The 9986-nt window shown below is 45.1% G+C and carries 7 protein-coding genes, 1 tRNA gene and 2 rRNA genes; all 10 read left to right on the top strand.

Annotated features, from left to right (window positions below):
- Window positions 1-106 precede the first annotated feature (106 nt).
- The gene (locus AB1797_10105) at window positions 107-733 is read left to right on the top strand and encodes a hypothetical protein (GenBank protein MEW5767958.1); all 627 of its coding nucleotides are present in this window, start codon (window positions 107-109) and stop codon (window positions 731-733) included.
- A 19-nt stretch (window positions 734-752) separates the two neighbouring features.
- Window positions 753-1526, top strand: a complete 774-nt coding sequence (locus AB1797_10100; protein MEW5767957.1) for a hypothetical protein — start codon at window positions 753-755, stop codon at window positions 1524-1526.
- The gene (locus AB1797_10095) at window positions 1501-2655 is read left to right on the top strand and encodes a hypothetical protein (GenBank protein MEW5767956.1); all 1155 of its coding nucleotides are present in this window, start codon (window positions 1501-1503) and stop codon (window positions 2653-2655) included. The genes AB1797_10100 and AB1797_10095 overlap by 26 nt, the downstream gene beginning before the upstream one ends.
- Before the next feature lie 25 nt (window positions 2656-2680).
- Window positions 2681-3607 carry a hypothetical protein gene (locus AB1797_10090; protein MEW5767955.1) on the top strand — a complete coding sequence of 309 codons (927 nt, stop codon included), beginning with the start codon at window positions 2681-2683 and terminating at the stop codon, window positions 3605-3607.
- A gap of 183 nt (window positions 3608-3790) precedes the next feature.
- Window positions 3791-4465: a T9SS type A sorting domain-containing protein gene (locus AB1797_10085; GenBank protein MEW5767954.1), complete on the top strand. Its 675-nt coding sequence runs from the start codon at window positions 3791-3793 to the stop codon at window positions 4463-4465.
- Window positions 4466-4864: 399 nt separating this feature from the next.
- A 23S ribosomal RNA gene (locus tag AB1797_10080) occupies window positions 4865-8348 on the top strand.
- A 65-nt stretch (window positions 8349-8413) separates the two neighbouring features.
- On the top strand, window positions 8414-8593 hold the full coding sequence (locus AB1797_10075; GenBank protein MEW5767953.1) for a hypothetical protein: 180 nt from the start codon (window positions 8414-8416) through the stop codon (window positions 8591-8593).
- A 143-nt stretch (window positions 8594-8736) separates the two neighbouring features.
- Window positions 8737-8853 (top strand): 5S ribosomal RNA (gene rrf, locus AB1797_10070).
- A gap of 469 nt (window positions 8854-9322) precedes the next feature.
- Window positions 9323-9402: transfer RNA gene (locus AB1797_10065), tRNA-Ala, on the top strand.
- Window positions 9403-9767: 365 nt separating this feature from the next.
- A partial coding sequence (locus tag AB1797_10060; GenBank protein ID MEW5767952.1) for a hypothetical protein occupies window positions 9768-9986 on the top strand: 219 nt, incomplete at its 3' end.

The raw sequence follows: 9986 nt of genomic DNA, 5'->3' as shown, positions 1-9986 counted from the left end.
GCCAACCCCCGCCGCGCCGTTCAGCCGACCGCGAAGCGGTCGGCTGAACTATTCTTTGGTGGAAGAAGGAGTAGGATTTGATCTAACGAGAAGGGGGAATGTTTAAATGAAGAGAAGTATTATGGGAGTTATTATCGTTATTCTTGTTGGGTTAGGGGTGGTAGGCGTCCTGAATATCAAGGGACAGTCACAGCTCGAGGTCAAGCCTGGCCCTCGAATTTTGAAGCCAGGTGAGGCCGAGGGATTTAATCCTCAGCTTGAGCCGCCAGGTCAGCTCCGAGATGGACAGTTAGGAATTATCAAGACTAAGGGAAAAGAGAAAGAGTGGCTTCGGTTAGGAATACTGAAGGATGGGAAGTTGGTTCCGGTAAGGCTGGAAGAAGAGGAACTTGTGCCTGATCCTGAGGCAGAGGGAGAAAAGTCAGGATTGCTTCAGATAATCAGGATATCCCCTTTAGGGGTAACCAGGAAGGGAAACGTAATTGATCAATCAAAGGGTTCTGTTCTGGGTGTAATAGAAACGAATGGGAAGGTGTTGCTCCTGGGAGCTAAACAGGGCGACCAGGTCGTTCCTCTAAAAATGCAGGCCAACAATAAGCTGAGGGGTTTGCCAGGCTCAAAGGCAGGTGTGATTGGTGATTGTGGTGAGCCGGCCGAGGTGATGGTAAACATTAACAATAACCATCGTCCGGTTGAGGTTAATGCGAAGGGGATTATTATTATAGGTAACTAAAAAGTAATTGCTCAATAAGTTGGGGAAAATTGCTGTGTTGGAAATTGAAAAGTCTTATTTTACAATGACTTACAAAGACCTTTTTTCTCGATTTCCACAGGATATTGAGCAGTTACGATGGAGGGGGAAAATGTTTTTTCTAAAATTAAAGAAAAGTTATATTGTGCTTTTGTTTTTTACGGTTGGAGTAGCTGCAATACTTATCTTTTCTGATAATCTTGGAGCAACAACTGAAAGGATAAAGGAAAGCATTGATATTGGGGAAGACATAGAAGACATATTTGAATTTCTGAGAGTTGAGACAGTGAAAGGAAGACAGGTGAGGCCAGGAGAAGAGCCAGTTATAGAGAGGGGGGAAGGCTTCTTAAGTTTAGACGCTATTGAAAGAATGGCTTCTTATGACTTCGATGAAGATGGATATGTCGGTCTTGATGATCTGGCTCCAGGAAACCCATATGCTCATTCTGAAACTGATGTAGCTGATGAAGATAGCGATGGCTATGAGGCTTGGCAGGATATAAATGATCGTAATCCTTCTGTTCGTTTGAAAGGAGATCCGAAGATTGATAACTATCCTAAACTTCCTGAAAAGGCAAAAATACTTCACCGGTTTTTAAAGGAACATCCTACCCGGGAAAAGGTAGTCGAAGTGCTTCTTGAAAAAAATGAAAAACATAATCGACCTTATCATCCCAAAGAGATAATCAGTTGGGCTAAGGCATCTGGAGAGATTCCTTCTCAAAAGATTAAGGAATGGAAGGCAAAATATGAAGGTTCCAGAAAACCTAATTGAAAAAAGGTGGCTGTTGCTGTCTTTTTTACTTTTTCTTGTTTTTCTTCAAGGCTGTAAGTTTGGGTGTATGATTCATTCACACGCGGTTTGGATAGAATCACCACTCGAGAATGAAACTATTTCAGGTGAAGTTGAAATTGTGGCGGGATATACTTATACATGGGGTTGTATTATTGGAGAATGTCCATCCCCTGAAACGTATGGTACTTATACTTTGAAATGGCATAATTTAGATACCAATGAGTGGGGCGTAATTGCTACAGCAGTACCTATTACTCAAAGTTCAAGGTGGGATACTACTCAGGTTCCAAATGGAAGATATGATATATGGATTTATACTTACAACTATGATGCGGAGTGTAATCCGTGGACCCTGTGGGATATGTCAAATCATAGGGCTGTGACTGTAAGCAATGGGTGCGTAATAACGGTAACTTTGGATCCAGATGAAGTAAGACCAACCGGATCTGGAACCCCAAATATGACTCTAGTAATAGTTGCGGTTACTGATGCAGAGGATAATCCAGTGCCAGGTGTTAATATTATTCTTGAAGCTGAAGCAATTCAATATAGCGGTGGGCATCAACATAATTCTGATAGACCAGCTGGTAGGTTTGACCGAGATGAAGGAATAACTGATGCTAATGGGGAGTTTCGGTCACGATATACTGCCTCTGCTTTTGGAGGGGAAGAGGTCATTATAGGGAGATCCCAGGAGTGTCCAAATGAAGAGGGAAGAGCAACCTTAACTGTTAGAATGCCAGGATTAAGAGCATTAGGATCAGGAACAGGTTATATCTTAACGGGAAGTACTCCTGCTCATCCTGATAATCATTATGGAACGTCTACTACTAATAATGCGTTAGAAATAGTTGCGAGGGAATATGCATTTCTTTATTCTGGTTCTCAGTTAAGGTATAATGATATGAGTCTGATGTATGGGGGACTGTTTGATATAGGACCTCCATATGGTTCACTTTGGCATACACCTCAGAGGGAACATCGCGCGGGTAGAAATGTTGATGTGGGTATTGTGTCAATAGGGAGACAAAATATGTTGAGAAGGATTATCCAAAGACAGCGAGGGAGTATCTACGAAGAGGGAGATCATTGGCACTTAACTTTCTGATTTAAAAGGAAAAGGAAATAAAAAAATGGTCTATAAGAAAATAGGTGTAATGATAGTGTTATGTTGTGGGTTAATTAGTGTAGCAGAAGGAAGAAGTGGACCGCTGAAGCCGATATTTACCTTTGATACATCTGCCCAAAATGTTGAGTACGATTCTGATAATAAAAGTTACAAAATTTATTATGAAAGTTATGAAGGTGAAAGAAAATTTTGGGTGCTTGAACCGGCTAATAAAGTTGAAGTTTATATTGATGCTAAGGTTGAATTTAGTCCTGTTACAGAAGCCTATATATACAGTTATGAAGTAACCTCTACTGAAAACAGCCTTCAAAGTGTATGGACATTTTCTGTAAAATATGAAGATTTTGAAGATGCGATAGTGAATGTTTCTTCTCCAGAAGGTTGGTTTGCTGGTGCGTTTAGTTATATTCCTATTTTGGATTGGGGAGGAGATCCTTATTATGATAAGGTAATTAAGCCCGGAGAGAAACAAGGTGGTTTTTCATTTCAAAGTCAAGGATTACCAGGAATAGTAAAATGTTATGCCGAAGGATATACAGAACTTTTTGTGTTCTCTAATTTTGAAAGCGAATGTGCTGAAGCAGCAGGGCCACCTCTTCCTGATCCCATTGAAAACTGTGTTAGGGGAAACACAGTAGGCCCAATAGTACCCCCAGAGGTATTCGAGCCATTATCCTTTTTGGATAATCTCATTTCCCTGAAAGAACAAGCCTACTCTTTAGGCTGGATTAATAATAAAGGCATTCTTAACAGCTTAAATCAAAAGCTTGAGGCAGTGAGGAAAAACATCCAGAAGGGAAAGATTAAAACTGCTAAAAATATCTTGGGAGCTTTTATAAACGAAGTAGAGGCTCAAAAAGAGAAGCATTTAAGTTCTGAAGCTTATGCCCTCTTAAAATTTAATGCCCAGTATTTGAAAGAAAATTTGTGAAGCAGAGATTTCCAAAGTGCTTCAAATGACTCCTTTGATTCCGGGACACTTGGTGGTGAGCGTATTCTGTGGCACACCGACCCAGCCAATCCAACATTTTGGAAAGTGTTCAGGAATCAAAAGGCCATTTTAGGGCTCTCTGGGCCTATTTTGGAAATCTCTGTGAAGGGAAATTAACAAAAAATGAGAAGCCGTCTTTTCCTGATAATTTCTTTTCTTTTAGGAATAGTTTCTTCTGGTTTCTGTTGGGAACTTGAACCAGGCTCAAGTATAGATTTAGAGTTAGCGATTAACAATAAAAGTCTAACCTCTTCCTTAAGAAATGTAAGAGTAGAAGTAGTAAATAAGCCAGAGTGGCTTGTTTTTGCTTCCTCTTTAAGTCTGTTAGGAGATATTGAGACTCAAGAAACTAAAATAGCTATCTTTAGTTTTGAAGTAAGCAATGAACCTGGTTCTAGTGGAAAGATAGAACTTGTTGTTAAGGATGATAAGGGAAATGGATGGAGAAAGGAAATTGAGGTAACTGTTATTTCAACTTTGAAGACGTTGCCTTCGAAAGTAATAGAAGAGACTAAAGTTTTTCAAAACTACCCCAATCCCTTTAATATAGAGACAGGGATACCTTATGAGCTTGCCGTTGGGGCTAAGGTCCAGATTAAAATTTATAACCTTAGTGGTCAACTAATTAGAACTTTAGACTTAGACTATAAAGAGGCAGGTTCATACAAGACCAAAGATAAGGTTGTTTATTGGGATGGGTATAATGAGGGAGGAGAAAAGGTAGCTTCGGGATTTTATCTATATCAATTAAGAGCGGGTGATAAAGTCTTTACCAAAAAGATGATAGTTTTAAAATAAGGCCTTAGGAAGTATAGGAAGTAATTTTTAGGTAGTGTCCTAAGATAGCTTCACATTATCCTGAATTGTCTTTCTATTGCTGCAGGTCTTCTGGATTGTGGCTAAGGCGACAATGACCCATATACCTGCCTTGTCATTCCTACCAAAGCAGGAATCCAGTTAGCTATAGGAGGACATCACCAATTTTTAGTGCGGAGGGATGATTGAACGAATTCATTGCGGAGGAGAAGAGGATTGTTTTGCAGGCAGGGGGGGACAGAGGATAGATAGGTGGATCTTAAGATTAAGATCTATGTACCTATCCTTTGGAAAAAAGAATAGGATTTGATCTTTGAAAACTGAATAAGAAAGTGGAATTTTTCGAATGCACCTTAAAAAAGAAGTAAGTTATAGTAGTATGGTCAAGTAAGAAAGGGTGTATGGTGGATGCCTTGGCGAAGGTCGACGAAGAAGGACGTGGTAAGCTGCGATAAGCCTCGTGTAGCTGCAAACAAGCGTTGATACGGGGATGTCCGAATGGGGAAACCCGTCATGTTTAAAAAGCATGATACTCAAGCTTGAATAAAATAGGGCTTGAGAGGCAACCAGGAGAATTGAAACATCTTAGTACCCTGTGGAAAAGAAAGAAACCTCGATTTCCTGAGTAGTGGCGAGCGAAAAGGAAAGAGCCTAAACCGTCTATGTGTTAAAGCCCATACCGCGTTGCATAGGCGGGGTTGGAGGACCTAAAGAGGACAGAGGTATGTTGTATCGTCCGGGGAGTCAAAAATTTGCTCTTTAGCTGAAGAGTGCTGGAAAGGCTAACCAGAGAAGGTGATAGTCCTGTAAGCGAAAAAGAGTGAACTCCCTGCGTTTAGGTTCCTAAGTACGGCGGGACACGTGAAATCCTGTTGGAATCTGGGAGGACCACCTCCCAAGGCTAAATACGAACCTTCGACCGATAGTGGACAAGTACCGTGAGGGAAAGGTGAAAAGAACCCCTGGAGGGGAGTGAAATAGTACCTGAAACCATATACCTACAAGCTGTAGAAGCACTATGCGAGGGATAGCGAGCCTTTTGCCCGTGAGGGCGAAAAGCTATAGCGCCTCGAAGGTGTAACTGCATGCCTTTTGTAGAATGAACCGGCGAGTTACTTGAGTGCTGCCAGGTTAAGTGGTTAAGCCACGGAGCCGTAGCGAAAGCGAGTCTTAATAGGGCGACATCAGATTTCAGGATACAGATGACAGAGAAGAGAGGGGGAAGGTTTTCCTTATCAGTTTGTGATCTGATTCTGTAATCTGTGATCTGAGGAGTAGTACTCAGTAGACCCGAAACCGAGTGATCTATCCATGGCCAGGGTAAAGCGTGTGTAAGAGCACGTGGAGGTCCGAACCTATGGAGGTTGAAAACTCCCGGGATGAGCTGTGGATAGGGGTGAAAGGCTAATCAAACTCGGCGATAGCTGGTTCTCCCCGAAATAGTTTTAGGGCTAGCCTCAAGGATAAGTAAGGGTGGTAGAGCACTGGATGGACTAGGGGCCTTCACCGGCTACCAAACCCAACCAAACTCCGAATGCTGTTACTTTTACCTTGGGAGTGAGACTGCGGGGGATAAGCTTCGTGGTCAAAAGGGAAACAGCCCAGACCATTAGCTAAGGTCCCTAAGTGCGAGCTAAGTGGAAAAGGATGTAGAATCGCAAAAACACCCAGGATGTTGGCTTAGAAGCAGCCATCATTTAAAGAGTGCGTAATAGCTCACTGGCCGAGTGGTTTTGCGCCGATAATTTAACGGGGCTTAAGTTCGTCACCGAAGCTATGGATCTCAGATAGAGATAGAGAGGGGAGAGAGGAAGAAAGGTTTTTACCTTATTTTTCTGTCTCTATCTCAAATCTCAAGACTGAGGTGGTAGGGGAGCGTTCCATTGATGAGGGAAGGCAGATCGAAAGGACTGCTGGACATGATGGAAGTGAGAATGCCGGTATGAGTAGCGACAAAAGGGGTGAGAACCCCCTTCACCGAAAGCCTAAGGTTTCCTTGAGGAAGGTTAATCCGCTCAGGGTAAGTCGGATCCTAAGCCGAGGCCGAAAGGCGTAGGCGATGGACAGACAGGTTAAAATTCCTGTACCATCTGCAGACCGTTATGAGCAAAGGGGTGACGCTGGAGGGTAGGCCAAGCGTACGATTGGAGGTGTACGTTCAAGTCTGTAGGAGGGCAGCCCAGGCAAATCCGGGCTGCTGTTAACTCCGAGAGGTGAGGAGGAGCTGGCGTCTTCGGACAAAGGCGAAGTGGCTGACCCCATGCAGCCAAGAAAAACCTCTAGCCAGGTCTGTGGGTGCCCGTACCGTAAACCGACACAGGTAGGCGAGGAGAGAATCCTAAGGTGCTCGAGAGAACCCTCGTTAAGGAACTCGGCAAAATAGCTCCGTAACTTCGGGAGAAGGAGTGCCCCGCGTAGGGTGAAGCTGCTTGCCAGTGGAGCTCGAAGGGGTTGCAGTGAAATGGCCCAGGCGACTGTTTACTAAAAACACAGGACTCTGCTAAATCGTAAGATGATGTATAGGGTCTGACGCCTGCTCGGTGCCGGAAGGTTAAAGGGAGGGGTTAGTGCCGGGTCTCAGGTAGTAGGTTTTTTAGCGGGGAGCGATGATGAAGTAGAAGGGAGAGGCTTTTTCCGGCAAGAGGAAGGGTCAAAAAAAAGAGGATGAGACAAAAAAGAGTCCTTTCATCATCACTCCCCGGAGAAAAGAACCTAATATCTGAGACCTGGTGTGAAGCTCTGAACTGAAGCCCCGGTAAACGGCGGCCGTAACTATAACGGTCCTAAGGTAGCGAAATTCCTTGTCGGGTAAGTTCCGACCTGCACGAATGGCGTAACGATCTGGGCGCTGTCTCAACGGGGGACTCGGCGAAATTGTAATAGGGGTGAAGATGCCCCTTACCCACGACAAGACGGAAAGACCCCGTGAACCTTTACTATAGCTTGACATTGAATGTGGGCATGTTATGTACAGGATAGGTGGGAGGCGTTGAGACCGGGCCGTCAGGTTCGGTGGAGCCATCCTTGGGATACCACCCTTAGCATGTCTAGGTTCTAACCTTGATCTGTGAATCCAGGTCAGGAACAGTGTCAGGTGGGTAGTTTGACTGGGGCGGTCACCTCCTAAAATGTAACGGAGGTGCCCAAAGGTTCCCTCAGTGCGGTTGGCAATCGCACGTAGAGTGTAAAGGCATAAGGGAGCTTAACTGCGAGACCTACAAGTCAAGCAGGTGCGAAAGCAGGGCTTAGTGATCCGGCGGTAGCGTGTGGAAGTGCCGTCGCTCAACGGATAAAAGGTACTCCGGGGATAACAGGCTTATCCTCCCCAAGAGTCCACATCGACGGGAGGGTTTGGCACCTCGATGTCGGCTCATCGCATCCTGGGGCTGGAGAAGGTCCCAAGGGTTTGGCTGTTCGCCAATTAAAGCGGTACGCGAGCTGGGTTTAGAACGTCGTGAGACAGTTCGGTCCCTATCTGTCGTGGGCGTTGGATATTTGAAGAGGAGCTGCTCTTAGTACGAGAGGACCGGAGTGGACGAACCTCTAGTGTGCCAGTTGTCCCGCCAGGGGCATAGCTGGGTAGCTATGTTCGGAAGGGATAACCGCTGAAAGCATCTAAGCGGGAAGCCCACCTCAAGATAAGATATCCCCTCGGGATTGGATATGGGAGGGAAAAAAGGAAAGAGGCTTCTTAAGTTTAGGTTCCTTGGGGAATCTAAACGGAGTTGATTTCTTTCTTTTAATCCTGGTTTTGTATCCAACCTGACTAAAGACCCCTGGAAGATGACCAGGTTGATAGGCGGAAGGTGTAAGTGTGGTAACATATTTAGCCGATCCGTACTAATTGGTCGTGTGACTTGGCCATATTACTTTAAGTTTCTTCTTTTTAGAAGGGTGTAGTGACAGGCGACGAGTGAGGAGTGATCAGTGATGGAAATTAGGGGACTGAGGAGTCAGACAGTAAGTAATAGTCAGACTGAGTTGTTAGGTATTCAAGAGCAGATACTAAAGAGGGCGAACGAAATTCCCAAAGAGGTAGTCCTGGAACTGGTAAATAATGTGAATGCTGTTTACGAGGGAGTGGGAAGAAATATTGATCGATTAGCTTAAATAAGCCATTAAGAGTCGGGGAGTCAACCGGCTTTTAACTGGGAGGGGCAGTCTGCAGAGGCATCGGGAGAATCCTTTGCAGACTGCAAATAAAAATCACCCAGAGAGGTGATTTTTATTGTATTGGAAGATAGTTAGAATTTCCCGGTGACCATAGCGGAGGGGCCACACCCGTTCCCATTCCGAACACGGTAGTTAAGCCCTCCAGCGCCGATGGTACTGCACTGGAAGCGGTGTGGGAGAGTAGGTCGTTGCCGGGATTTTTTATTTCTCGATAACTATTTAGCCACAGATTTACACGGATGAAACACTGATTTTTGGTAGGTGATATTCGAGTTTTTTCGACCTGCGCCATCAGACTTTCAGGGGTAGAAACCGCTAAGACGGTATGATTCGGGATGTTATCCTATCCGTAACACCCTGATAAATAAGGGTGCTAAATTCAGGTAAAGACGAGAATAGCACCCCGATTTATGGGGGTGAAGCGGTGAACACTAATAAACCAAGGCAACCGCTTTAGGGGTTTAGAAGAAAACCGTGAACATCGAGTAATGATTAACACTCGACAGTTAAAAGTTTTCTACAAGGCGTTGATATTATTGACCTTTAAAAATCAATCTCTACGGAAGGCAAGAGGGGAAAAGTGTTTTAATCTTAAGAGGTTGAGGCCAAATAGAGAGGGGAACTTTTAAGGGTCGAGTTAACCATTGATAAGGGTTAATTGAAAGAGGGGGTGTAGCTGAGGCGGGAGAGCGCCTGCTTTGCACGCAGGAGGTCAGCGGTTCGAACTCGCGCGCTCATCTCCACCAAAGCGAAGGCCAGAGAGAGGTGATAATGCCTCTGAGTAATTTTTCGGGGTGGCCTACTTAAATCACTATCGTTTGGTCTTAGACGTGAATTAGAGAAGCCGAGAGAGGGGAGAGACCTATACCCTGTAGAGGCGTAGAGAGGTTTTTCCCTGGACGGGAAATCCTATGAAGGAGGGGACAGTTGACCGAACAACCGACCAAGAAGGATCTCGCTGCAGCCTTGATCCAGAGTCTGTTGGTAGATCACTGTCTTCTCCTTCATTTAAGAACGAGGGGGTAGGTTAGAAAACAAACTACCTGCTTACCCAGGGGGGAAGCCGAGGAGAAAAGAGTCAAGGTAGAGCCGGAGGAAGTAGTTGAGGCGGATGAGTGAACTAATTTCTGGCGGAGAAGAGGGGGTGGTTGGCTGGGCAGGCAGGAGAATAGATATTTGGGTCTTGGGGGAAGATGCAGATACCGGCGCGGCGGCTGAGCCGTGCGAGCGGAGGCGAGCTTGCTCGCCGACGCGAGCATCGGCTCCAGCCGCTTGTTCGGCCGCCGCGAGCGTAGCGAGCGAGGCCGAACAAGCGGGCGAAGCCCGCCGC

It is taken from the genome of bacterium (genome assembly GCA_040753085.1).
In the GTDB taxonomy this organism is placed as follows: domain Bacteria; phylum UBA9089; class JASEGY01; order JASEGY01; family JASEGY01; genus JASEGY01.
This window is presented reverse-complemented; position numbering and strand designations above follow the sequence as displayed.

Coding starts and splice junctions, on each gene's coding strand:
- AB1797_10085 (MEW5767954.1), top strand. CDS start 3,791: ATGAGAAGCCGTCTTTTCCTGATAATTTCTTTTCTTTTAGGAATAGTT.
- AB1797_10075 (MEW5767953.1), top strand. CDS start 8,414: ATGGAAATTAGGGGACTGAGGAGTCAGACAGTAAGTAATAGTCAGACT.
- AB1797_10095 (MEW5767956.1), top strand. CDS start 1,501: ATGAAGGTTCCAGAAAACCTAATTGAAAAAAGGTGGCTGTTGCTGTCT.
- AB1797_10105 (MEW5767958.1), top strand. CDS start 107: ATGAAGAGAAGTATTATGGGAGTTATTATCGTTATTCTTGTTGGGTTA.
- AB1797_10090 (MEW5767955.1), top strand. CDS start 2,681: ATGGTCTATAAGAAAATAGGTGTAATGATAGTGTTATGTTGTGGGTTA.